Annotated in this window: 23 protein-coding genes; 10 read left to right on the forward strand and 13 right to left on the reverse strand. The window is 71.1% G+C overall.

All coding sequences use genetic code 11. The annotated features are described in order from the left end of the window. Positions 1-51 precede the first annotated feature (51 nt). From ACSSS0_RS10460 to ACSSS0_RS10475, 4 genes are read left to right on the forward strand one after another with little or no spacing between them, the layout of a single operon-like run. Complete coding sequence (locus tag ACSSS0_RS10460; RefSeq protein WP_435984042.1) at positions 52-1,047, forward strand: carbohydrate ABC transporter permease; 996 nt, start codon at positions 52-54, stop codon at positions 1,045-1,047. Continuing rightward, positions 1,044-1,925 (forward strand): carbohydrate ABC transporter permease, encoded by an 882-nt coding sequence (locus tag ACSSS0_RS10465; RefSeq protein ID WP_487231105.1) that lies wholly within the window; start codon positions 1,044-1,046, stop codon positions 1,923-1,925. Before ACSSS0_RS10460 ends, ACSSS0_RS10465 begins: the two co-directional genes overlap by 4 nt. Beyond that, a complete protein-coding gene (locus tag ACSSS0_RS10470; RefSeq protein ID WP_487231106.1) occupies positions 1,922-3,457 on the forward strand; it encodes a GH1 family beta-glucosidase in 1,536 nt (511 codons plus the stop codon). Before ACSSS0_RS10465 ends, ACSSS0_RS10470 begins: the two co-directional genes overlap by 4 nt. Continuing rightward, entirely contained in the window at positions 3,454-4,482 is a 1,029-nt protein-coding gene (locus ACSSS0_RS10475) for a LacI family DNA-binding transcriptional regulator (RefSeq protein ID WP_487231107.1), read from the forward strand. The genes ACSSS0_RS10470 and ACSSS0_RS10475 overlap by 4 nt, the downstream gene beginning before the upstream one ends. Positions 4,483-4,698: 216 nt before the next feature. Here the strand turns inward: ACSSS0_RS10475 and rplI are convergent, their stop codons facing one another. From rplI to ACSSS0_RS10505, 6 genes are all read right to left on the reverse strand, one after another. Further along, the gene (rplI, locus tag ACSSS0_RS10480) at positions 4,699-5,145 is read right to left on the reverse strand and encodes a 50S ribosomal protein L9 (RefSeq protein ID WP_435984038.1); all 447 of its coding nucleotides are present in this window, start codon (positions 5,143-5,145) and stop codon (positions 4,699-4,701) included. Between the two features lie 27 nt (positions 5,146-5,172). Next, positions 5,173-5,409 carry a 30S ribosomal protein S18 gene (gene rpsR, locus ACSSS0_RS10485; RefSeq protein ID WP_013494395.1) on the reverse strand — a complete coding sequence of 79 codons (237 nt, stop codon included), beginning with the start codon at positions 5,407-5,409 and terminating at the stop codon, positions 5,173-5,175. A gap of 115 nt (positions 5,410-5,524) precedes the next feature. Continuing rightward, positions 5,525-6,142 carry a single-stranded DNA-binding protein gene (locus ACSSS0_RS10490; protein ID WP_487231108.1) on the reverse strand — a complete coding sequence of 206 codons (618 nt, stop codon included), beginning with the start codon at positions 6,140-6,142 and terminating at the stop codon, positions 5,525-5,527. Positions 6,143-6,202: 60 nt separating this feature from the next. Continuing rightward, entirely contained in the window at positions 6,203-6,490 is a 288-nt protein-coding gene (gene rpsF / locus ACSSS0_RS10495; protein ID WP_028785248.1) for a 30S ribosomal protein S6, read from the reverse strand. A gap of 261 nt (positions 6,491-6,751) precedes the next feature. After that, positions 6,752-8,095, reverse strand: coding sequence for a glycosyltransferase 87 family protein (locus tag ACSSS0_RS10500; protein WP_435984036.1), 1,344 nt, complete (start codon positions 8,093-8,095; stop codon positions 6,752-6,754). A gap of 45 nt (positions 8,096-8,140) precedes the next feature. Continuing rightward, on the reverse strand, positions 8,141-10,375 hold the full coding sequence (locus tag ACSSS0_RS10505) for a transglycosylase domain-containing protein (RefSeq protein ID WP_487231109.1): 2,235 nt from the start codon (positions 10,373-10,375) through the stop codon (positions 8,141-8,143). Positions 10,376-10,636: 261 nt separating this feature from the next. Here ACSSS0_RS10505 and ACSSS0_RS10510 point away from each other — a divergent pair, with 261 nt between their 5' ends. From ACSSS0_RS10510 to ACSSS0_RS10525, 4 genes are all read left to right on the forward strand, one after another. After that, the gene (locus ACSSS0_RS10510; RefSeq protein ID WP_487231110.1) at positions 10,637-11,152 is read left to right on the forward strand and encodes a SigE family RNA polymerase sigma factor; all 516 of its coding nucleotides are present in this window, start codon (positions 10,637-10,639) and stop codon (positions 11,150-11,152) included. Then, on the forward strand, positions 11,149-12,228 hold the full coding sequence (locus ACSSS0_RS10515; RefSeq protein ID WP_487231111.1) for a hypothetical protein: 1,080 nt from the start codon (positions 11,149-11,151) through the stop codon (positions 12,226-12,228). The genes ACSSS0_RS10510 and ACSSS0_RS10515 overlap by 4 nt, the downstream gene beginning before the upstream one ends. 155 nt (positions 12,229-12,383) lie before the next feature. Then, complete coding sequence (locus tag ACSSS0_RS10520) at positions 12,384-13,040, forward strand: PadR family transcriptional regulator (protein WP_487231112.1); 657 nt, start codon at positions 12,384-12,386, stop codon at positions 13,038-13,040. 3 nt (positions 13,041-13,043) lie between these two features. Continuing rightward, positions 13,044-14,135, forward strand: a complete 1,092-nt coding sequence (locus ACSSS0_RS10525) for an inositol-3-phosphate synthase (RefSeq protein ID WP_435984024.1) — start codon at positions 13,044-13,046, stop codon at positions 14,133-14,135. A gap of 92 nt (positions 14,136-14,227) precedes the next feature. On the opposite strand, the gene ACSSS0_RS10530 is transcribed toward ACSSS0_RS10525, so the two are convergent. Together ACSSS0_RS10530 and ACSSS0_RS10535 are read right to left on the reverse strand one after the other, a co-directional pair. Beyond that, entirely contained in the window at positions 14,228-15,061 is an 834-nt protein-coding gene (locus ACSSS0_RS10530; protein WP_487231113.1) for a DUF4190 domain-containing protein, read from the reverse strand. A 126-nt stretch (positions 15,062-15,187) separates the two neighbouring features. Next, positions 15,188-15,862, reverse strand: coding sequence for a DedA family protein (locus ACSSS0_RS10535; RefSeq protein WP_487231114.1), 675 nt, complete (start codon positions 15,860-15,862; stop codon positions 15,188-15,190). Between the two features lie 174 nt (positions 15,863-16,036). Here ACSSS0_RS10535 and ACSSS0_RS10540 point away from each other — a divergent pair, with 174 nt between their 5' ends. Next, a complete protein-coding gene (locus tag ACSSS0_RS10540; protein WP_487231115.1) occupies positions 16,037-16,675 on the forward strand; it encodes a peroxiredoxin in 639 nt (212 codons plus the stop codon). Between the two features lie 73 nt (positions 16,676-16,748). Here the strand turns inward: ACSSS0_RS10540 and ACSSS0_RS10545 are convergent, their stop codons facing one another. Then, positions 16,749-18,071: a S8 family peptidase gene (locus tag ACSSS0_RS10545; protein ID WP_487231116.1), complete on the reverse strand. Its 1,323-nt coding sequence runs from the start codon at positions 18,069-18,071 to the stop codon at positions 16,749-16,751. 322 nt (positions 18,072-18,393) lie between these two features. Here ACSSS0_RS10545 and ACSSS0_RS10550 point away from each other — a divergent pair, with 322 nt between their 5' ends. Further along, entirely contained in the window at positions 18,394-20,766 is a 2,373-nt protein-coding gene (locus ACSSS0_RS10550) for a CHAT domain-containing protein (RefSeq protein ID WP_487231117.1), read from the forward strand. A gap of 22 nt (positions 20,767-20,788) precedes the next feature. Here the strand turns inward: ACSSS0_RS10550 and ACSSS0_RS10555 are convergent, their stop codons facing one another. The 4 genes from ACSSS0_RS10555 to ACSSS0_RS10570 form a co-directional block, all read right to left on the reverse strand. Then, positions 20,789-21,274 (reverse strand): carboxypeptidase regulatory-like domain-containing protein, encoded by a 486-nt coding sequence (locus ACSSS0_RS10555; protein ID WP_487231118.1) that lies wholly within the window; start codon positions 21,272-21,274, stop codon positions 20,789-20,791. Next, entirely contained in the window at positions 21,274-21,858 is a 585-nt protein-coding gene (locus ACSSS0_RS10560) for an RNA polymerase sigma factor (protein WP_435984017.1), read from the reverse strand. The genes ACSSS0_RS10555 and ACSSS0_RS10560 overlap by 1 nt, the downstream gene beginning before the upstream one ends. A 192-nt stretch (positions 21,859-22,050) precedes the next feature. Continuing rightward, a complete protein-coding gene (locus tag ACSSS0_RS10565; protein WP_435984016.1) occupies positions 22,051-22,326 on the reverse strand; it encodes a WXG100 family type VII secretion target in 276 nt (91 codons plus the stop codon). A gap of 54 nt (positions 22,327-22,380) precedes the next feature. Further along, positions 22,381-22,656 (reverse strand): WXG100 family type VII secretion target, encoded by a 276-nt coding sequence (locus tag ACSSS0_RS10570; RefSeq protein WP_081633740.1) that lies wholly within the window; start codon positions 22,654-22,656, stop codon positions 22,381-22,383. Positions 22,657-22,860: the final 204 nt, after the last annotated feature.

The following is a 22,860-nucleotide window of genomic DNA, read 5'->3' on the forward strand; positions in this document are numbered from 1 at the left end:
GGAGCACCTCCCCTCCCCGCACCGGGCCGTCCACCCGACGATCGGAAGACCATGACCGTCCAGACCCCTGCCCGGGCGACCGGGCCCGCCCCCGGCGATGCACCCGGCTTCGTGAGCCGCTCGCCGCTGCAGCCCCGGTCGGGGTGGCGCCGCCGCCTGACGAGGCTCGACGAGAAGGGCGCGCCCTACGCGTACGTCTCGCCGTTCTTCATCCTCTTCGGCGTCGTCGGGCTCTTCCCGCTGCTCTACACGGCGTGGGTCTCGCTCCACAAGTGGAGCCTCATCGGTGGCCAGGGCGACTTCGTCGGCCTCAAGAACTACGCCGACGTCCTCGCGCAGCCCTACTTCTGGAACGCGCTGAAGAACACCGTCAGCATCTTCCTGCTCTCGAGCGTGCCGCAGGTCATCGCGGCGCTGCTCATCGCGGCCGCCCTCGACAGCGGGCTGCGCGCCCGCACCTTCTGGCGGATGGGGGTGCTGCTGCCCTACGTCGTCGCCCCCGTCGCCGTCGCCCTCATCTTCAGCGACCTCTTCGGCGACAAGTTCGGGCTCGTCAACCACCTGCTCGGCCTCGTCGGCATCGACCCGATCCAGTGGCACAAGGAGGTCCTGCCGAGCCACGTCGCCATCGCGACGATGGTCAACTTCCGGTGGACCGGCTACAACGCCCTGATCTTCCTCGCCGCCATGCAGGCCGTCCCCCGCGACTACTACGAGGCCGCGATGATCGACGGCGCCGGCCGCGTCCGCACCTTCTTCTCGATCACCATCCCGCAGCTGCGCGCGACGATCATCTTCGTCGTCATCACCTCGACGATCGGCGGCCTGCAGATCTTCGACGAGCCGCGGATGTACGACCAGTACGGCCTCGGCGGCGCCGACCGGCAGTGGCAGACGCTGACCCTCTACCTCTACCAGCTCGGCTGGACGCAGAAGAACTTCGGCCGCGCGGCCGCCGTGGCGTGGATGCTCTTCCTCATCGTCATCGTCTTCGCGGTCGTCAACTTCCTCGTCACGCGCCGGATCGCCTCGAAGGGACAGCGATGACCGCCCCGACCCTGACCCCCGGACCCGCGGTCAAGCCGCGCCGTGGCACCCGCCTCGTGCGCCGCACCCAGGCCAGCCCGACGGCATACGTCTTCCTCGCGATCGTCCTCGTCGGCTCGGCGTTCCCGCTCTGGTGGTCCTACGTCATCGGCAGCAAGGACTCCGCTTCCATCGTGCAGGACCCGTTCTCCTTCGTCCCCGGCGGGCACTTCCTCCAGAACGCCAGCACGGTCGTCACGACGATCCCCTTCTGGAAGGCCCTCGGCAACAGCATCCTCGTCAGCTCGACGGTGGCCGTGCTCGTCGTGCTCTTCTCGGCGATGGCCGGCTTCGCCTTCGCCAAGCTGCGCTTCCGCGGGCGCAACGGGCTGCTCGTCTTCGTCATCGCGACGATGGCCGTGCCGACGCAGCTCGGGATCGTGCCGCTCTTCATCGTCATGAGCAAGCTCGGGTGGATCGGCAGCCTGTGGGCCGTCATCCTGCCCAGCGCCGTCAGCGCGTTCGGCGTCTTCTGGATGACCCAGTACCTCCAGGAGGCGCTGCCCGACGAGCTCATCGAGGCCTCGCGCGTCGACGGCGCCTCGACGCTGCGCACCTTCTGGTCCATCGCACTGCCCGCCGCCCGCCCGGGTGCGGCGATGCTCGGCCTCTTCACCTTCATCGCGACGTGGACGAACTTCTTCTGGCCGTTCATCATCCTCGACCCCGGCAACCCGACGCTGCCCGTCGCACTGCAGCAGCTGCAGGCCGCCTACTTCGTCGACTACTCGCTCGTGCTCAACGGCGTCGTGCTCATGGCACTGCCGCTCATCGTCCTGTTCGTCTTCGCCGGGAGGCAGCTCGTCTCCGGCATCATGCAAGGAGCAGTCAAGGGATGACCGCCCAGACGCGCACCCACCAGCCACTCCCGATCCCGACCCCGACCACGGGTCTCGTTGTCGCGCAAGGGCGCCCGGTGCCCCAGGACTTCATCCTCGGCGCTGCCACCGCGGCCTACCAGATCGAGGGCGCCCGTCACGAGGACGGCCGCACCGACTCGATCTGGGACACCTTCTCGCACACGCCGGGTGCCGTCGTCGACGGTGACACCGGTGACGTCGCCTGCGAGCACTACCACCGGTACGCCGACGACGTGGCCCTCATGGCCTCGCTCGGCCTGCAGTCCTACCGCTTCTCGACGTCGTGGGGACGGGTCTGCCCCGACGGCGGTCCGGTGAACGCCAAGGGGCTCGACTTCTACGAGCGGCTCGTCGACTCGCTCCTCGGGTCGGGCATCGCGCCGTGGCTGACGCTCTACCACTGGGACCTGCCGCAGGCCCTCGAGGACCGCGGCGGGTGGACGTCGCGCGAGACCGTCGACCGCTTCGTCGACTACGCCCTCGCCGTGCACGACCGGCTCGGTGACCGCGTGCGCACGTGGACGACCCTCAACGAGCCGTTCTGCTCGGCCTTCCTCGGCTACACCGCCGGCATGCATGCGCCGGGCCGCACCTCGCCCGCCGACGGCCTCGCCGCTGCGCACCACCTCATGCTCGGCCACGGCCGGGTCGTGCAGGAGCTGCGCGCCCGCGACGCCGCCCTCGAGCTCGGGCTGACGCTCAACTTCACCGTCGCCGACCCGCTCGACCCGTCCGACCCGCGCGACGTCGACGCCGCGCGACGCGTGGACGCCCAGATGAACCGCGTCTTCCTCGACCCGATCTTCCGCGGCGAGTACCCGGCCGACCTGCTCGAGGACGTCCGTCACCTGGGACTGACCGACCACATCATGGACGGCGACCTCGACGTGATCTCCACGCCCATCGACGTGCTCGGCGTGAACTACTACAACGGCGAGGCCATCGGGCACGAGGCGCCCCCCGCCGCGCTCGCCGACAGCGTCAACGGAGGCCGGTTCACCCGGTCGCCGTTCCCCGCCGCCGACGACGCCCACCGCCACCCGCGCGGCCTGCCCGTCACCGCGATGGACTGGGAGATCCAGCCCGAGGGACTGACCCGGCTGCTCGTCCGCCTCCACGAGGAGTATGCCGGCCCGGCCGGGGTCGCCCTGCACGTGACGGAGAACGGCGCCGCCTTCGACGACGCCCCCGACGAGGAGGGCTTCGTCGACGACCGCGGCCGGACGGCATACGTCCGCGCGCACCTCGGCGCGATCCTCGACGCCGTCGACGCGGGGGTCCCCGTGCGCGGCTACTTCTACTGGTCGCTGCTCGACAACTTCGAATGGGCGTGGGGCTACGCCAAGCGCTTCGGTATCGTCCGAGTCGACTACGACACCCAGGTGCGCACTCCCAAGGCGAGCGCCCTCGACTACGCCCGCACCATCTCGACGCGCCGGCTGCCCGCTCCGTGGGCCGATCTGGACGCGGACGGAGGCGGCGACGAACCCGCAGGAGAATCGACACCATGAGCGACGGGACACTGGCCCACCCCGTCGGGCGACCCACCCTCGAGGAGGTCGCCCGGGTGGCCGGCGTGTCCCGTGCCACGGTCTCGCGCGTCATCAACGGCTCGCCCCGCGTCAGCCCGGACGTGCTCGCCGTCGTCGAGAAGGCCATCGCCGAGCTCGACTACGTGCCCAACCGGGCCGCCCGCTCCCTCGTCGCGCGCGCGACGATGTCGATCGCCCTCGTCGTGCCCGAGGACACGCACCGCTTCTTCGGCGACCCGTACTTCGCCGACGTCGTCCAGGGCATCAGCGACCGGCTCGACGACAGCGACTACGTGCTCAACCTCCAGCTGACGCACCCGAGCTCGCCGTCGGAGAAGACGAAGCGCTACCTGCTCGGCGGCAACGTCGACGGCGCCATCGTCGTCTCGCACCACTCCGGCGACCACTTCCTCACGACCCTCAGCCGGTCGCTGCCCGTCGTCTTCGGCGGACGCCCGATCGGCGAGGCCAAGGACAGGGACTACTACATCGACGTCGACAACCGGCTCGGCGGCGTCCGGGGCACCCAGCACCTCATCGAACGTGGACGCCGGGCGATCGCGACGATCACCGGCCCGGCCGACATGCCGGCCTCGGTCGACCGCGAGCAGGGCTGGCGCGACGCCCTCGCCGAGGCCGGGCTGTCCGACCACCGGCTGGCCCGCGGCGACTTCACCGAGGCCGGGGGCATCCGCGCCGCGCTCGCCCTCGTCGACGAGTACCCCGACATCGACGCGCTCTTCGTCGCGAGCGACCTGATGGCGAGCGGGGCACTGCTCGCGCTCGACGAGCGTGGGCTGCGGGTGCCCGACGACGTGGCCATCGTCGGCTTCGACAACAGCAAGTACGCCACGCGCGGCAAGGTCGGGCTGACCACCGTGGCCCAGCCCGCCCAGGAGATGGGCGTCGTCATGGCCGACACGCTGCTGCGCCTGCTCGCCGGCGAGTCACCGCCCCGCGTCACGACCCTCGACACCCAGCTCATCGTCCGCGACTCCACCTGACCCCGCCCGGTGACGTCGTCACGTGACGCCACCTGGCGAGCACCGAGCCACCCTCGCGGGCCCGAGCCACCGGCACGCCCGTGGCTTCGTGCCGTCGGCGTGGCTCGGCACGGGCAGGGGCGGTTCGCTGCGGGTCGGGCGGGTCCGGCTGGGCATGGCGAAAGGCCGGGACCCGCGATCCGGGTCCCGGCCCTTCGACCGTGCGAGAGGCGTGCCTCAGGCGGGGACGACCTCGAACTTGAGGGTCGCCGCGACCTCGGGGTGCAGACGGACGGTCGCCTCGTAGGAGCCGAGCGTCTTGATCGCCTGCTTGACCTCGATCTTGCGCTTGTCGAGCTCCGGGCCACCGGCAGCCTTGACGGCCGCAGCGATGTCGCCGTTGCTGACGGCGCCGAAGAGGCGACCGGACTGGCCGGACTTGGCCGGGACCTTGACCGACGTGGCCTCGAGCTGGCCCTTGACACCCTTGGCGGTGTCGAGGTCCTTGATCTCGCGGACCTCGCGGCCCTTGGTCAGGGCGTCGACCTGCTTCTGGCCACCCTTGGTCCACGGGGTCGCGAGACCGCGCGGCATGAGGAAGTTACGGCCGTAGCCGTCCTTGACCTCGACGATGTCACCAGCAGCACCGAGGCCGGTGACCTCGTGCGTGAGAATGAGCTTCATGGTGTTCTCCTCGTTCCCGAACTTAGCTCAGCGAGCCGAGCTCGAGTAGGGCAGCAGGGCCATCTCACGGGCGTTCTTGACGGCCGTGGCGATGAGGCGCTGCTCCTGGACGGACACACCGGTCACGCGACGCGCGCGGATCTTGCCGCGGTCGGAGATGAACTTGCGCAGGAGCGCGGTGTCCTTGTAGTCGATGTTCTCGACCTTCGCCGCCTTCAGCGGGTTGGCCTTCTTCTTGGGCTTGCGCACAACGGGCTTTGCCATCGTGGTGCTCTCCTTCTTGATGAGAGCCCGGGGTTTCGTGCCCCGGGATGGGTTAAAGAACTACTGGGGTATGCCGTCCGGCTGGGTCACCGGACGACGGTGCTGACCTGCTCGATCAGAAGGGGGGCTCGTCGTAGCTGGGGGCTGCGCCCCAACCACCACCCTGCTGGCCACCGGCAGCCGGCTGGCCGCCACCGGAGCCACCGCTCCAGCCGCCGCCCTGCTGGCCGCCCGCAGCCGGGGCCGCCTGGCCACCGGCGGAGCCGCCGGTCGCCCACGGGTCCTCGGCCTGGCCGCCACCGGAGCCACCGCTCCAGCCGCCGCCCTGACCCTGGCCGCCGCCGAAGCCGCCGCCACCGCCCGCGCCGCGCTGGGTCTTGTTGACCTTGGCGGTGGCGCTGCGCAGGGACGGGCCGATCTCGTCGACGTCCATCTCCACGACGGTGCGCTTCTCGCCTTCCTTGGTCTCGTAGGAACGAGACTTCAGCCGGCCGGACACGATCACGCGCATGCCCCGCTGGCACGACTCGGCGACGTTCTCCGCCGCGTCGCGCCACACCGAGCAGCGCATGAACAGCGTCTCGCCGTCCTTCCACTCATTGCTCTGGCGGTCGAACTGCCGCGGCGTCGAGGCCACGGTGAAGTTCGCGACCGCGGCTCCGGACGGCGTGAAACGCAGCTCGGGGTCGGCGGTCAGGTTGCCGATGATCGTGATGACGGTGTCGCCTGCCATGCGTGGGCTCCGTTCAGTCCTTCGTCGGGTGATCGAGCGGGTTCAGTGACTGTCGCTGAATCAGGCGCCGGGGCGCAGCAGCTTGGTGCGCATGACCGACTCGCTGAGGTTCAGCTGGCGGTCGAGCTCCTGCGCGGTGGCCGGCTCGGTCGTCATGTTGACGACGACGTAGATGCCCTCGGACTTCTTCTTGATGTCGTAGGCGAGACGGCGGCGGCCCCAGATGTCGACGTTCTCGACGGTGCCCCCGTCGTTCTTCACGACGGTGAGGAACTTGTCCATCGTCTTGTCGACGGTGCGCTCTTCGGTCTCCGGGTCGAGGATGACCATGAGTTCGTACTGACGCATGCTTCTAACCCACCTCCTCTGGTCTTGGCGGTCACGAGTCTCTCTCGTGACAGGAGGGTTGCATTCGTCCCGCCGCGAGCCTGGGGCCCGGCCTGATCTTCCAGCCGGGTTCAGCCTCGCAGACCTCACCGACATCGGTCGGTTCGATCCACAGGCCACCGGGCACACGGCGAACTGGGCAAGACTACCGGGCCGGACGGCATACGCCGAATTCGGAGGGCCTCCGCAACGCCACCCGCGCCGCCACCGCGCCGCCTCCGCTCAGGAGAAGCGGACGATGAGCCGGTCCTCGGCGCCGCTCATGGGGCCGGCGAGGTCGTCGGGCTCCCCCTTCGACCGGCTCCACCGGTCGCGCGCCCGCAGCCACACGACCGCCACGAGCCACAGCACGGCCACGACGCGCAGCATCGAGAAGAAGGCGTACCACGGCGCCGGCAGCCCCCGGTCGGGCACGGTCGTCGCCGCGATCGTCAGCCACACGGCGACGAAGTTGAGCGCCTCGGCGCCCGCCCAGAGGAGGTGGTCACGCCACTGGAGGGCGCACCACGCGACGAGCGGCAGCAGCCAGAGCGAGCTCTGCACGGTGAACGACTTGCCGGTCACGAGCACGAGGCCGACCATGACGAGCGACACCTCGGCGATCGTCGGGCGCCGGGCCGACGACAGCGCGAGCACCGCACCGGCCACGAGGGCGACGAGCCAGCCGACGACGGCGAGCGCCGTGACGGCCCCGGGGGGCAGCGGGTGCCCGGCGAGCTGCGGCAGCAGCCACGGCGAGCCGTAGCCGGCCCCGGCCGACGCCCAGCTCTGGTAGGACGACGCCGCCGCCTCGCGGTTGAGCAGCCAGAGCGCCGACAGCAGGGCGCCGAAGGTCAGCAGCGCGTAGCCGACGACGCGACCCATCTCGCGCAGCCGCCCGGACCGCACGCAGAGCAGGGCGATGGCCACGAGGATGAGCACGGGATAGGACCGCGCCCCGATCGCGAGTCCGAGCAGGACGCCCGCGAGCGTCGGGTTGCGCCGCGACCACGCCCACATGCCGGCGCTGGCGAGCGCCACCCCGAGCAGGTCGGCCGAGATGAAACCGGCGAGGACGACGACCGGCGACAGCGCGACGTGCGCGGCCGAGAAGGGGCGCGCGGCCGACGACGCGACGAGCCACACGATGGCGAGCAGCAGGAGGGTCAGCAGCACCGACCACAGCGCGAAGTACCACGCGGCGCGCGTCTTGAGCGAGCCGTCGTCGGGCCCGAGGCTCGCGACGGCGGTGAGCACCAGCCCGGTCAGGGGCGGCTGCCCCGTGAGCGGCGCCCCGTCGCCACCCTGGAGGTATGCCGCGAGGCCGGCCTTGACCTTCGAGTCGCGGTACGCGGTGGGCAGGTCGGCGTAGCAGGCGCTCCAGAACTGGGTGTCGCCCGTGAAGCCGGTGCGCAGGCAGGGCGCGCGCAGCAGGATCGCGAGGCCGGCGGTGACCGCCGTCAGGGCGGACAGCAGCGCGGCCGTGAGCACCCACGGGAGCTCACGGGCCGCGGCATACCGTCCGCGGGGGCCTCCGATGACCTCGGAGGCCGCCCGCACGACGGGGTCGTCGACCTTCTCGGTCACCGGGCGGTCACCCCGTCACCCCGCCACTCGATGCTCGCGCCCGCGTCATGGACCGTTGCCGGGTTTCGTCGAGGTCGGTGACGGTCCGGGCAGGGGGATCGTGATCGTGGGCTCCGCCGTCGTCGTCGTCGGCTGCGGCTTGCCCGTGCCGTTCGTCTTCGTCGGCACCTGCGTCGTCGTCGGGGCCGTGGTCGTCGGCTCCTGCGTCGTCGTGGTCGGCGCCTGGGTCGTCGTCTGCGGCGGCGGCGTGAACGTCGTCGTCGGGGTCGGGATCTTGTCGTCGCCGACACCGACGCGGTCCGGGAAGTCCTGGACCTCCATGTTCTCCGTCACGACCTTCATGAAGTCGTAGAAGACGTCGGCCGGGATCGTGCCACCCGTGAGGTTGGTGTCCTCGGCGTTCGTCAGCGTCTGCGGGTTGCCGTCGGCGTCGGGCTTGTACATGCCGATCGACACGGCCAGCTGCGGGATGAAGCCGGAGAACCAGATCGACTTGGCGTAGGACGACGTGCCCGTCTTGCCGGCGACCGGCCGGTCGAGCCGCTGGAGCTTCGTCGCGGTGCCGCCGTCCTTGACGGTGTAGGTCATGGCGTCGGTGACGTCGGCGGTCACGTCCTTGTCGAAGGCGCGCTTCGTCTGCGGCTTCGCCTCGTAGGTGAAGTCACCGGTCGTCGAGGTGACCTTCTTGACGAAGTACGGCTTGGCCCGCACGCCCTGCGACGCGATGGTCGAGTAGGCCGTGGCCATGTCGATGACGTGCGGCGAGGCGGTGCCGAGGACGTTGGTGAGCGTCTCGTCGAGACCGGGGGTCCGCTCCGGGATGCCGGCGTCGATGGCCGCCTGCCGGGTCAGCGCCGGCGTGATCGTGTTGTTGAGGTTGACGAAGGCCGTGTTGATCGAGCGACCGATCATGCGGCGCATGTCGACCATGCCGTAGGAGCGCTCGCCGAAGTTCGTGATCTTCGTGCCGTCGATCTCCTGGGGCTGGTCACCGTCGAACTTCGTCTTCGTCGAGATCCCGTCGCGGACGGCCGCGAGGACGGCGAAGGGCTTGAAGTTCGAGGCGCCCTGCATGATCGCCTGGGTCGAGGTGTTGAACTGCGACTTGGCGTAGTCGGCGCCGCCGTACATCGCGACGACCGCACCGTCGCCGGGCTTGACCGCCACGAGGCCGCCCTGCACCTTCTTGGGCAGGTTGTCCTTCATCGCGGCGATCGCCGCGGTCTGGGCCTTCTTGTCGATCGTCGTGACGATGCGCAGACCGCCGTTGTCGATGTCCTGCTCCGAGAGACCGGTCGAGACGAGCTCGCGCTTGACCTGGGCGGTGATGTAGCCGTTGGGGCCCGACGAGAACTTGTTGCCCTTGTAGGCCTGGATCTTCGGCAGCTCGGTGTACTTGGCCCGCTCGGCCGCGCTGAGCCAGCCCTCCTGCACCATGCCGTCGAGGACGTATGCGTAGCGCTTGGTGAGGTTGGCCTCGGCCGAGTCGCCGTTGGCCGGGTCGTAGAGGGAGGGAGCGTTGATGACCGACGCGAGGACGGCGCCCTCGCCGACGGTGAGCTTGGAGACGTCCTTGCCGAAGTACGCCTTGGCGGCGCTCTGGATGCCGTACGCGCCGCGGCCGTAGTAGATCGTGTTGAGGTACTTCTCGAGGATCTCGGACTTGGAGAGCTGGCCGTCGATCTTGACGGCGATGAGGATCTCCTTGGCCTTGCGGGAGATCGTGCGGTCCTGGGTCAGGAAGTAGTTCTTGACGTACTGCTGGGTGATCGTGGAGCCACCGACCTGGGACTCACCGGTGACGCTCGTCTTGACGGCGCGCAGGATGCCGCCGACCGAGATGCCGTTGTTCTGGTAGAACGTGCGGTCCTCGGCGGCGATGTGCGCGTCCTGGACGAACTTCGGGACCCGGTCGAGCTTGACCGACTCGCGGTTGCCGTCCTGGACGGCGATGCGGTCGAGCTCGGTCTTGCCGTCGCTGTAGTAGACGATCGAGACCTGCTTGTTGGCGAGCTCGTTCGGCTGCGGGATGGCGGTCTGGTTGTAGGCGATGACGACGCCGACGACGCCGAGGACGAGCAGCACCGCGGCGGCGATCGAGCCCCACTTGAGCGTGCCGAGCACCCACTTCTTCCAGCCGGTGCGGCCCTCGCCGTCCCCGTCCTGGAAGGCTGTGCCTCCCGCGGACCGGCCGTTGCCCTTGCCATTGCCTGCGCGCTGGGCCCGGCCCTTGTCGGCCGCCAGCTGGGCAGCGCGGATGTCGCGCCTGCTCTGCGTCACAACCTGCTCCATTCACTGATCAGGCCCGAGAAACCGTCCCGGGCCGCCACTCAGTATGACCTGACCGGCGCCGTGACGACGAAACGACGGAGGCGGCTCACACGACCGGCACAAGCGCCCCACAGACTGTTTTCACATACCCGCGGGCGGCGTGCAACCTTTCTCCGGGGTCAGCCGGTCCTGCAGGATGTGACGACAGTGACAGGCACCGAGGCCGGGGCGAGCGCCCTCTCCGCCGGGCCGCTGACAGGGGGACGAGCCGTGGACCGAGCCTCCTTCGACGACTTCGTGGCGACGCGTTCGACCCGACTGCTGCGGACGGCATACCTGCTCACGCACGACCGCGCGCTCGCCGAGGACCTCGTGCAGACCTCCCTCGCCAAGGCGTGGTTCGCGTGGGGCCGCATCGAGGGCCAGCCCGACGCGTACGTCCGCCGGGTCATGGTCAACACGTACTCGAGCTGGTGGCGGCGCCGCTGGAACGGCGAGGAGGCGACGGCCCAGCTGCCCGAGCGGGCTGCGGGGGCCGGGCACCGCGCCACCGAGGACGGGCGCGTGGACGACCGCACCGACCTGTGGCGGGCCCTCGCTCGCCTGCCGAGGCGCCAGCGGGCCGTCGTCGTGCTGCGCTTCTACGAGGACCTGTCCGAGATCGAGACCGCCGAGATCCTGCAGTGCTCGGTCGGCACCGTGAAGAGCCAGGCGAGCCGCGCGCTCGCCAAGCTCCGCATCGACCCCACCCTGAGCCCGATCTCCGACGAGGAGCGTGTCCGATGAACCTCTCCGACCTGCGCGACGAGCTGACCACGCACGCCGCCGACCTCGGCACCGCCCCCGACTTCTCGGCCGGTGTCGCCGGCCGGGTGCGCACGACCAGGCGCCGCCGCGCCGTGGCGGCCGGCTCGGTCGCGACGCTCACCGTCGCGGCCCTCGCCGTCGGGGTCGTGACCTCGCTCGGCCGACCGGCGCCGACCGTCCCCGCCGGGTCGCCGTCGAGCGCCGCCCCGATGATCGGGGCCGACGGCATGCCGTTCCGCTCCGTCCCCGACGCTCCCGGCGACGTCGTCAAGGACGGCCTGCGCTACCGGGCCGAGGTCGCGGACGACACCCTCGTCGCCGGCTTCATCGGTGACCGTGGCCAGGGGCAGTTCTCGCTGCTCTGGGAGCCCACGACGACGCACGTGTCCGTCGGCGCGGAGTGCTGGTTGCCGGGCCTGACCGCCGAGAAGGCCTCGGCATACATGGTCAGCGTCAGTCTCCGGGGGACCCCGGGGTTCTTCGGCAGCTCGTGCACAGGTGGCCGACCGCAGCTGCGCGACCTGCCCGCCGGGGGGACCGTCCCCGGCGAGCCGGGCCAGGGCTGGTCCGAGCTCACGGTGGGCCGCGCCGCCTCCGTCCGCATCCAGCTCGTCGACGCGACGACGAACAAGCCGGCCGCGGTCGACGGTGCCCAGCTGACCGGCGCGGTCTACGAGATGGGCGCACGGACGACGGTCAAGGACCTGTCCGGCACGCCCGTGGCGGCCCTCCCCGACGTCATCGAGCGTCAGGGCTACCGCTACCGCCTCGAGGGCCGCGTCTCGGTGGCCGACGCGACGACGCGCGACGAGCTCGTCGTCCCGACACCCGGGGGTCGGCCGTTCCTCGTCACCTACGGGTATGCCGGCACCGGCAGCCCGTCCGTCGGGGCCGAGCGCCTCGACGGCCTCGCCGACCAGGGCACCGAGATCTCGGGCGGCCTGACGACGGCGGCGCAGCCGGCCCGGGCCGAGGGCACCGTGACCCTCCGGCACGAGGGTCAGCTGCCACCGTCCGGGGTGCGGCTCGTCGCGGTCTACACCCCCGAGCCCTGACGCCGAGCCGCTGAGCCCGACCCGCGGCCGGGTCAACCAACAGGCACGAACCACCCAGGCGTCGGACACATGCCGAGACCGGGTTCGGTCCTGCCGGTTGACCCGACAGTCACGACGATGTATCGCAGCGATATATCTGCGTGTATGGTGAAGCCGTGCCGAAGTCCGAACGCCCCCAGAGCCGCCGCGCCGCGCTGCTCGAGTTCGCGGTCCTCGGCCTGCTCCACGACGGCCCGCTGCACGGCTACGAGCTGCGCAAGCGCCTCACCACCGCGCTCGGCATCTTCCGCGCGCTGTCCTACGGCTCGCTCTACCCGGCGCTGCGCCACCTCGTCGACTCCGGCTGGATCCACGAGACCACGGAGGCCGCGACCGGCAGCAGCAAGCGCCCCCGCATCACCTACGAGCTGACGGCCGACGGCAAGGAGCACTTCCAGGACCTCGTAGCGGCCAGCGGCCCCGACGCCTGGGACGACGACGACTTCGACGTCCGCTTCGCCTTCTTCTCCCGCACCGAGGCACAGGTCCGCCTCCGCATCCTCGAGGGCCGGCGCTCCCGGCTCGAGGAGCGCCTCGCCAACATCCGCGACGCCTCACAGGCCCGCCGCGAGCGGATGGACAGCTACACCCTCGCCCTCCAGCAGCACGGCGAGGAGCGCGCCGAGCGCGAGGTGCGCTGGCTCGAGGAGCTCATCGTCGCCGAACGCCGCGCCGCCCTCGACCCGGGCCCGGCGGCATACGACGAGCCCGCGGCACCGGCCACCACAGACATCACCACCCCCCAGAGCACGACCACCAACAACAAGGAGTGATCCATGGGATCCGTACGCGTCGCCATCGTCGGCGTCGGCAACTGCGCGAGCTCGCTCGTGCAGGGCGTCGAGTACTACAAGGACGCCGACCCGACCACCGGTGTCCCCGGCCTCATGCACGTCAAGTTCGGCGAGTACCACGTCTCTGACGTCGAGTTCGTCGCCGCGTTCGACGTCGACGACAAGAAGGTCGGCAAGGACCTGTCCGAGGCCATCAACGCCTCGGAGAACAACACCATCAAGATCGCCGACGTCCCCACGACGGGCGTCGAGGTCCAGCGCGGCCACACGCTCGACGGTCTCGGCAAGTACTACCGCCAGACGATCGACGAGTCGGGTGCCGAGCCGGTCGACGTCGTGCAGGTCCTCAAGGACCGCAAGGTCGACGTCCTCGTCTCCTACCTCCCGGTGGGCTCCGAGCAGGCCGACAAGTTCTACGCCCAGTGCGCCATCGACGCGAAGGTCGCCTTCGTCAACGCCCTGCCGGTCTTCATCGCCTCCGACCCCGAGTGGGCCGCGAAGTTCGAGGCCGCCGGCGTGCCGATCATCGGTGACGACATCAAGAGCCAGGTCGGCGCGACGATCACGCACCGCGTCATGGCCAAGCTCTTCGAGGACCGCGGTGTCGTGCTCGACCGGACGTACCAGCTCAACGTCGGCGGCAACATGGACTTCAAGAACATGCTCGAGCGCGAGCGCCTCGAGTCCAAGAAGGTCTCCAAGACGCAGGCCGTCACGAGCAACCTGACCGGCCCGCTCTCGGGTCTCGTCGACAGCAAGAACGTCCACATCGGCCCGTCCGACTACGTCGCGTGGCTCGACGACCGCAAGTGGGCCTACGTGCGCCTCGAGGGTCGCGCCTTCGGCGACGTGCCGCTGAACCTCGAGTACAAGCTCGAGGTGTGGGACTCCCCCAACTCGGCCGGCATCATCATCGACGCCATCCGTGCGGCGAAGATCGCCAAGGACCGTGGCATCGGCGGCGCCCTGCTGTCCGCCTCGTCCTACCTCATGAAGTCCCCGCCGGAGCAGCGCCCGGACGACCTCGGTCGCGCCAAGCTCGAGGCCTTCATCGCAGGCACCGAGGAGCGCTGACCCTCCGGTCACGACCGCATGATCCGGTATGCCGTGAGGCCCCCTTCCGTCCGGAAGGGGGCCTCACGCGCGCCGCGTGACGTGCGGAGCGGCTACCTGAGGGCCGTGCCGGTCGTCGTGCCCCTGGGTGCGTCGACGACGCAGATGATCTCGCGGCTGCCGCGCCAGGAGTACTCGTCCGTCGGGTAGATGAAGGACGGGCTGAGGTCGTCGTAGGCCCGGTCGGTGATGAGAGGGTCGGCCTTCTCCGAGCAGCCCTTCTCGGCCGCCTGCACGACCTTGTCCTCGCCGGGCCACCGGCCGGCGGGCATGGCGAAGATCGTGACGACCTGGCTCTCATGGGCCGTCGTGCACGGCAGGATCGTGACGCTGTCGACCTCGTCGCGGCCGGCGCCGGAGAAGCAGTCGCCGGCCTCGAGGTCCTCGACGTAGGCATCGGTCGTCTGCGTGACCGCACCTGATGCGGTGCGTTCGGGGCCGCTCGTGACCACCGCGGCGACGAAGAGCACGACCCAGCCGAGCAGCCACAGCACGCCGAGCACGATGCCCGTGACGGCCATGCCGCGGCCTCGCTGGATCCGCCTGTGCAGCTGGTTCAGGGCGACGGCGCCGAGGACGATCGCGACGATGGCCGCGATCGGGAAGATGCCGACGAGGCCGCAGCAGAGAGCCGCGATGGCGAGCCCGTTGGTGCCCGGTGTCGGCACCGGCTCGAACGACAGGGAGCCCGACGAGGGCATCGCTCCCGTCGGCGGCAGCCCGATCCCGGCCGGAACCGTCCACGGCGCCGGGGCGCCGGGCGGCATCATCGGCGGCGGTGCCGGGTAGCCGGTTGGGCTCGAAGCGTCGGCGGTCTGCACGGGTGGCGCGTCGGCGTCCGGGTTCGGCTGTGGCGGGCCGCTCGGCGGCGGCAGTTCGGCGGTCACGACGGGGAGCATCGCAGGTCACCGCGCGACTCGGGACGAATGGGGACGTCCGCGACCGGATCGTGACGAGCACCGCGTCCGGCGCGGCGAACCGCGCCCACGCGAGCGGGCGGGAAGGCTTCTCGCTCAGCCGGCTGACGGCATACGCGAGGGGTTCTCAGCGCGCTCCGCCTCGGCAGCCCCGGCGCCCTCGTCACGGTGCCGGCGCACCTGCCAGACGACGAGCGCGACGACCACGACGACGCCCACCGCGACGGCGGCGCCGCGGCCGAGCCACGTCTCGACCCGGGCGTAGGAGCGGCCCGCGAGGTAGCCGGCCGTGACGACGACGCTCCCCCAGGCGATCCCGCCGGCGGCGTTCCACACGAGGAAGGTCGGGTAGTGCATCTTCGACATCCCGGCCAGCGCCGGCATGACGGCGCGCAGGAACGCGGTCCAGCGGCCGAGGAAGACGGCGGCGCCGCCGCGCCGGCCGAGGAAGCCCTGCGCCTGGTCGATGCGCTCGCGGTGCCGGTCGAAGGCGCGGAGCGCGACGACCCGGCCCCCGAGGTGGCGGCCGACCTCGAAGCCGACGGTGTCGCCGACGATCGCGGCCGCGACGACGACGACGAGCACCGCGGCGAGCGGCACGTGCCCGAGCGAGGCCGCGACGCCGCCGAGGACGGCGACGGTCTCGCCGGGCACGACGAAGCCGACGAAGAGCGCGTCCTCGACGAAGACGACGCCCCCGACGACGAGGAGCACGAGCCAGACCGGGGCGTGGAGCACCTGGTTCGTGATGGTGTCGAGCAGGGCGCTCACGTCGGGCTCCTCGGGACGGCGACAGGTTCCACGCGCAGTCTCGGCGAGTCGGCTGGGCGCCCGCTGGATGTGCGTCACAACATTTGGACACCCATAACGCGATGCATGGTTCTGTGGCGACAATGAGTCGCAGACCAGGGCGCGCCGTGCGCCCGACCGCGAGAGGACGAGCCGATGGCAACACCGCGACTGGGCGAGATCGCCCCCGACTTCGAGGCCACGACGACAGAGGGCCCGATCCGCTTCCACGACTGGAAGGACGCCAGCTGGGCCGTCCTCTTCAGCCACCCGGCAGACTTCACGCCGGTCTGCACCACCGAGCTCGGCCGCGTCGCCGCCCTCGACGACGAGTGGACCCGGCGCGGCGTCAAGGTGCTCGCCGTGTCGGTCGACCCGATCGAGCAGCACGAGGAGTGGAAGGGCGACATCGAGGAGGTCAGCGGCGCGACCGTCGGCTACCCGATCATCGCCGACGACTCCCGTCAGGTCTCCGAGCTCTACGACATGATCCACCCCGGCGAGGGCGACACCTCGGGCGTGCGCTCGGTCTTCATCATCGACCCGAACCACAAGGTCCGCCTGTCGCTGACCTACCCCAAGAGCGTCGGCCGCAACTTCGACGAGATCCTCCGCGCCGTCGACGCGCTCCAGCTGACCGACAGCGGCCCCTTCTCGACGCCGGCCGACTGGCGTGAGGGCCAGAAGGTCATCGTCGCCCCGACCGTCTCGACCGCCGACGCCCGCGAGCGCTTCGGTGCCGACGCCGTCGACGAGGTCAAGCCCTACCTGCGCTTCACCAGCGCCCCCGCCTGAGCGCGCGGACGACACGACGGGGCGGTCACCCTCCCCGAGGAGTGACCGCTCCGACGTCGTGCGACCCGCCCCGTCACGACAGGCGCGCGGCCTCGGCGCTCGTCAGGGCAGGGGAACCGTCCGAGCCCGGGTTGGCGGCCGCGTACGCCACGAGCGCGTCCGCCGAGTCCCGGGCACTGCCGCCCCGGAGGGTGACCCGCGCGGCGATGAGGCCGGCGACCATCGGGGTCGCGAAGGACGTGCCGCTCCAGACGGCGAGGCCGTCCGGGAAGTCCTCGACCTGCCCCGTCCGCGGCGGCTCGAGGTACTCGTACGGGCCGGTCGGGTAGGCGTTGAGGATGTCGGTCCCGAGGGCATAGGCGTCGACCCACGGCCCGAAGTTCGAGAAACCCGCCCGGGCGTCGCCCGGCCCGTCGAGCGCCCCGATGCCGTAGGCCCACTCGAAGGCAGCCGGCCAGAACGGCCCCTCGTCGCCGTCGTTGCCGGCCGCGGCCACGAGAACGGTCTCGCCCTCGGCGCCCTGGAGGACCTCCTCCCAGAAGACCTCGAACGACAGCAGCGGACGGTCGAGGCGCGTGCAGGTGCCACCCGAGAAGCTGATGACCTCGGGACGCGACTCCACGAGCGAGAGGTCCATCGAGTCGCACAGCCCGTCGACCATGTCGCTCTCGAAGACGGTGCCACCGACGGTCAGGACCGCCTCGACGTTCACTGCTGCCGCCGGCGCGTACGACCGCACGACACCGGCGATGAAGGTGCCGTGACCGCGGTAGTGGCCGACGCCCGTGGGCTCCGGTTCGCCCGTCACGCCCGCGAGCCACGAGTGCTCGGCGACGACGTCCTCGAAGAGCCCCGTGTCGACGACGGCGACGCGGCGGTCATGACCGTCCAGCTCCACGTCGAGGTTGAAGCCGGTCGGCACGCTACCCGAGCCGGGCACGGGTTCGGCCGGGGCACACCAGGTCTTGCAGACGTGCAGGAGGTGGTCCGGGGTGGCGACGCCCTCGCCGACGCTCTCGTCGAGCTCGCGCAGGATGACCTCGAGGGGGCGCGGGTCGTCGGGGATCCCGAGGACCGTCAGGCCCTCCAGCCTGGACGTCCGCTGGCCCGGTGGCTCGATGCCGAGCTGCCCGCACACGGCATCGACGGCGGCGGTGCGCACCAGAACCCGCCGGGGCGCATACATCGACACCGCGGTCCGTTGGGCATCACGGGCCACGACGAGGTCGACGCCCTGGGCCTCCCAGGCCTGCTGGATGAGCCGGGCCTGCACGATGGAGCGGCGGACCTTGAGCGGGTCGTTCGGCGGCGGACCCCACCACAGCTCGTCCGGCGCGGGCTCGGGAAATCCTTGGGGCAGCGGGGCATCGGTGGTGCCATCATCACTAGTAGTCATCAGTACCTCCGGGGCGGGGACATGAAACAGGTCCGACATGAGCGCCAGACATGCAGCAGACGAGGCGGTCGCCGCGCCTGATACATCTCCCCCGAGGCCGCTCGCCGAGGACCTCCTACCTCTGGCAATATCCCAGCCGGCACTCGCCACCACCACGGCTTTGGAGATGCTCGCCCGGGCAGCCGCACCCCGCGAGCGTTCGCTGGCGCACCATGCGATCGCGATCGTCGAGCGAGATCGCGGCCGCACCGAGCCTGCGCTGGCTCAGTGCCGAGAGGCCTTGCGGTATGCGCGTCGCGCCGGCCCGGACCGGGAGGCGGAGGTGCGTGCGACGTTCGGGACGACGCTCGTCTTCGCCGGACAGACCACGAAGGGACTGCTGCAGCTCGAGCGCGCCCTGCGTCTCAGCACCGGGCCGGCCCGGCACCGCGTGCTGCATCTGCGCGGCTGCACCTTCTGGCTCCTCGGGCGCTACGACGAGGCGGTCCGTGACCTCACCCGCGCCGTCGAGCTGAGCCGGCGCGCCCACGACAAGCTCTGGGAGGGACGGGCGCTCGGGTCGCGTGGGGACGCCCGGCGGGCCCTCGGCGACGCGGCCGGCTCGAGCGCCGACTACGCCGCGGCCGAGGCCGCGCACCTCGAGATCGGCGCGGTCCTCGAGGCGACGCTCTCGGCCCGCAACCGGGCGCTCGTGGCCCTCCAGCGCGGTGACGTCGTCGCGGCCCTGACTCTCATGGAGCAGGCCGAGGAGCGCTACCGCGCGGCGGGGGTCGACCAGGTCGAGCAGCTCGTCGACCACGCCGACGCCCTGCTCACGGCACGCCTCGCCGCCGAGGCGCAGGTCATGCTCGAGACCGCACTCTCCCGGCCCGACCTCGCCGCCGTCTGGCGCGCCGACCTCCTGCTGGCGTCGTCACGCGCCGCTCTGCTCCAGGAGCAGTGGGAGACAGCCGCGTCCCGCGCGAACGAGGCGGAGGAGACGTTCCGCGCCCACCGCCGACCCCGCTGGGCTGCCCGTTCGACCCTGCTCGGCCTCGAGGCGGCGTATGCCGCGGAGCAGGAGGCTCGCAGGTCCACGGACGGCGTCAGCGCCCGGCACCGGCCCTCCCTTCCCGAGCTGCTCCAGCGCGTCCGCGCGCTCGTACGCGTCCTGCGCCGCCTCGAGGACCCGGCTCTGCCCGAGGCGCTCCTGCTCCTCGCGCAGGTGGCCGGGGACACCGGTCACGTGCGGGTCCGGTCGCAGGCGCTCGACGACGCAGCGGCGCGACGGCATGACGGGGCGCCGCTTCCGCGGGCAGCGGCGTGGCTCGCACAGGCGATGCTCGCCGAGCAGGTGGGCGACCGTCGCTCCCTGCGCCACGCCTGCCGCCGCGGCCTGGATGCCGTCGACGAGCACCGGTCGCTCATCGGCGACCTCGAGCTGCGGGCCCTCGCGAGCGGCTACGGGCTCGAGCTCGTCTCGCTCGCCGTCGAGGACGCCGAGCGGGCCGGGGACGCGCGGGCCGTGCTGTGGTGGACCGACCGCTGGCGGGCGACGGCGCTGACCGGCCCGGCCGCGCGTCCGCCGGACGACCCCGAGCTGGCCAGCCAGGTCTCCGCCCTGCGGGACGTGACCCGCCGGCTCACGCTCCGGGGCGAGGAGGGGCACCTCGTCCGAGAGCGGAACCGCCTCGAGACGGCGGTGCGCAGTCGCTACCGCCGCCTTCGCGCCGAGAGCTCCGACGCGCCCGGGCCGGACCTGACCCGCCTGACCGAACGGCTCGGCGGCACGACGCTGCTCTACGTCGCCATCGTGCGCGGGAGCCTCTTCGCCGTCACCGTGGCCGACGGCCGGGCGCGGCTCCGACGTCTCGGAGATGCCGTGACGGCCGAGCGCGAGGCGGCCCATGCGCGCTTCGCCCTGCGCCGGGCCGCCTACGGCCGGGTCGTCGACGTGACGGCCGTCGGACAGCGTCTCCAGGCCGGGATCCTGGGCGACCCGGACCCCGCCTGGTCGCGGGCATCGGTCCTCGTCGTGCCCGCCGCGTCCTTGCTGACCGTGCCGTTCGGGATGATGCCCGCGATGCGTGACTCCGCCCTGACGGTGTCGCCGTCCATCGCCCTGTGGAACCGCGCGCAGGACGTCCGGGCGGGCCGAGGCCACGGCGGCCACGTCGCCCTCGTGACGGGGCCGGGGCTCAGCACCGAGCAGCGAGAGGTCGCAGACCTGCGGCGCCTCCACGCCGACGCCGTCGTGCTCGGCGGCGGCGCGGCGACCGTCGACCGCACGCTGGAGGTGCTCGAGGGCGCCCGCCTGGCCCACATCGCCGCCCACGGCACCTTCCGGGGCGACGCGCCGCTCTTCTCCTCCCTCATGCTCGCCGACGGACCGCTCATGGTCCACGACCTCGATCGCCTGTCCCGTCCGCCGCGCTCGGTCGTGCTGTCGGCCTGCGACTCCGGGGGCGTCCACCCGATCGGCGCCGACGAGGCCCTCGGTCTCGTGTCGAGCCTGCTCGCCATGGGCACCCATTCGGTCGTCGCGAGCGTCAACCCCGTCAACGACGCCGCCACCGTGCGGCTCATGACCATCGTGCACACCGCCGTCGCCGCCGGCGGCTCACTCGCGGACGGTCTGCGCGCGGCTCGGTCCGCCGCAGGCGGCGACCCGATGCTCGCGGCCACGGCGGCGTCGTTCACCGTGTGGGGCAGCTGAGGAGGTATGCCGGCCTGCTGGCTCAGCGCGCCTCGAACCACCGCGTCGACATGACCCTGTGCCCGGCGTGCTCGAGCACCACGCGCGCGAGCCCCAGGGGCACCCGCTCGAAGGTGAACCGGCCCTCGTCGAGGGCGACTCGCGTCTGGGACGCGGAGGTCTCGAGCACGACCTCCGACCCGGCGGCATACGGCTCGGTGCCGTCCATGACCACGCCGATGACGCGCGTGAAGTCACCACGGCGGCTCACCTCGATCTCGATCGAGGTGCCCTCGTGCTCGAAGACGATGAGGTGAGAGGCCGTCCCCGACCCGTCCGCCTCGCGGACGGCCACCTCGGAGAGGGCCTCGGTCACCAGTGCCATGAGGGCGGTGTCGGCGTGTCGCAGCGCGAAGGCGGCTCGGCCCAGCTCGACGACGTCATCGGGGACCGGGTCGACCGCGTCGGCGACGCGCCGCAGTCGCGCGAGGAGCTGTTCGTCGTCGACGTGCAGGTCGTGGTCACTCATCACGCCCTCCTTTCCGTGTCGAGGTCGGAGCCGGACTCCCGGACGATCGTCCTGAGTGCCTCGAGGCAGCGCATCCGCGTCGGCCCGATCGAGCCCACCGGCATCCCGAGCGCCTCCGAGATGAGCTTGTAGTTGGGTCGGTCGCTCGCCATGAGCGCCCGGAGGAGGACCTGGCAGCGCTCCGGCAGGTGGCGGAAGCACGACCAGAGCTCACCGTCGCGCTCGTCGTCGAGCAGCGCCGCGTCGAGAGCGAGAGCCTGCTCGTCGGGAACGTCCGTCGCGAGGTCGTCGTCGCGCACGAGGTGCTCACGCTTGCCCTTGCGCAGGACGGCCAGGGCCTCGTGCTGGGCCGTCGTCGACAGCCACCCGGCCAGGGCCTCGGGCTGCTTGATCGAGTCGAGGTGGTCGAGGAGCTTGAGCCACGTGTTCTGCACGACGTCGGCGGCGTCCTCCTGTCGGAGCCGGTGGCCGCGCGCGACGCCCCAGAGCAACGACGAGAAGCGCTCGACGATGGTGTTCCACGCGGTGGCGTCTCCGTGGGAGGCGCGGGCGACCAGCTCGGTGAGTTCACCAGGTTCGCCCATGCGTCGCCCCTCCTCTGGGTGCTCAGTCTAGGTCTCACACCGGGCAGACGCGGCTGTCAAGCGAATTGATACGTGCAGGTCGACACGTGGTGGGCCGGGGCATGCGAAAGGGTGGCCGCTCCTCCCCTGTACGGGAGCGACCACCCTTCGCGACGGGTGCTGCGGAGCTCGTGGCTCACGCGGCAGCCGGGCTCACTTCGACGACGTCTGCTTCTGCGTCTCGGCGTTCGTCTTGCACTTCTTGCCCATGGCGTCGAGCTTGTCGCCGGCGGCCGAGACGACCTGGCGCTGGCCGTGCCAGTCGCTCTGGAAGCGGTCGGCGTCCGTGCCGCCCCAGTTGCTCTTGATCGTGGAGACGGCGCCGTTGACGGCCTCGACGATGCCCTCGAGCTCGCCCTTGTAGCCGACGAGCTTGTCACCGGACGCGGACACCGCGTCGGCGTTCATACCCTTCTTGTAAACAGCCATGTCAGTTCCCCTTCAGAAGTCTGCGTGTGTGGGTTGGTCTGGAGATGAGGTGGATCAGTACTGCGACGAGGTGCTGCGCTGCTGCTGGACCTCGTGGTCGATCGTCGACTTCATCTCGGTGAGCAGCTTCTGGGCCTTCTGGAGCTCGGGACGGTGCGTGCCGGTCCACTCCTGCTCGAACTGCTTGGAGTCGTCACCCTGCCAGTTCTGCTTCAGGGACTCGACCTCCTGGTCGACCTTCGTGATGAGCTTCTGGATGGCCTCCGCCTGCTGCTGCAGGACGTTGCCCTGGGCGTTGACCTCATCGTCGTTCATTCCGAGCCAAGCCATGACCTTCTCCTTTGCCTGTGTTCCCCCGACTGATTCGGGAAGTTCTCTTCCGGACCAACCGTGCAGGCCCGCGCTGTGCCAACTCCTCGACGTCCGCTGCGCCTTCGGGCAGTTCGTCCCGATGGGCGGCTTTCGTCGACATGCAGAAACCTATGTCAGCCCTCGGGGGGTGTCGATGGGGAGCACTCCCCATGATTCGAGGGC

The organism is Terrabacter sp. R4-6 (assembly GCF_057529065.1).

Bases quoted from the DNA above. Each gene is read 5' to 3' on its own strand.
- ACSSS0_RS10555 (WP_487231118.1), bottom strand. From the start codon at position 21,274: ATGAGTGACCACGACCTGCACGTCGACGACGAACAGCTCCTCGCGCGA.
- ACSSS0_RS10515 (WP_487231111.1), top strand. From the start codon at position 11,149: ATGAACCTCTCCGACCTGCGCGACGAGCTGACCACGCACGCCGCCGAC.
- ACSSS0_RS10470 (WP_487231106.1), top strand. From the start codon at position 1,922: ATGACCGCCCAGACGCGCACCCACCAGCCACTCCCGATCCCGACCCCG.
- ACSSS0_RS10460 (WP_435984042.1), top strand. From the start codon at position 52: ATGACCGTCCAGACCCCTGCCCGGGCGACCGGGCCCGCCCCCGGCGAT.
- rplI (WP_435984038.1), bottom strand. From the start codon at position 5,145: ATGAAGCTCATTCTCACGCACGAGGTCACCGGCCTCGGTGCTGCTGGT.
- ACSSS0_RS10570 (WP_081633740.1), bottom strand. From the start codon at position 22,656: ATGGCTTGGCTCGGAATGAACGACGATGAGGTCAACGCCCAGGGCAAC.
- rpsR (WP_013494395.1), bottom strand. From the start codon at position 5,409: ATGGCAAAGCCCGTTGTGCGCAAGCCCAAGAAGAAGGCCAACCCGCTG.
- ACSSS0_RS10540 (WP_487231115.1), top strand. From the start codon at position 16,037: ATGGCAACACCGCGACTGGGCGAGATCGCCCCCGACTTCGAGGCCACG.
- ACSSS0_RS10465 (WP_487231105.1), top strand. From the start codon at position 1,044: ATGACCGCCCCGACCCTGACCCCCGGACCCGCGGTCAAGCCGCGCCGT.
- ACSSS0_RS10475 (WP_487231107.1), top strand. From the start codon at position 3,454: ATGAGCGACGGGACACTGGCCCACCCCGTCGGGCGACCCACCCTCGAG.
- ACSSS0_RS10545 (WP_487231116.1), bottom strand. From the start codon at position 18,071: ATGACTACTAGTGATGATGGCACCACCGATGCCCCGCTGCCCCAAGGA.
- ACSSS0_RS10490 (WP_487231108.1), bottom strand. From the start codon at position 6,142: ATGGCAGGCGACACCGTCATCACGATCATCGGCAACCTGACCGCCGAC.
- ACSSS0_RS10560 (WP_435984017.1), bottom strand. From the start codon at position 21,858: ATGGGCGAACCTGGTGAACTCACCGAGCTGGTCGCCCGCGCCTCCCAC.
- ACSSS0_RS10565 (WP_435984016.1), bottom strand. From the start codon at position 22,326: ATGGCTGTTTACAAGAAGGGTATGAACGCCGACGCGGTGTCCGCGTCC.
- rpsF (WP_028785248.1), bottom strand. From the start codon at position 6,490: ATGCGTCAGTACGAACTCATGGTCATCCTCGACCCGGAGACCGAAGAG.
- ACSSS0_RS10525 (WP_435984024.1), top strand. From the start codon at position 13,044: ATGGGATCCGTACGCGTCGCCATCGTCGGCGTCGGCAACTGCGCGAGC.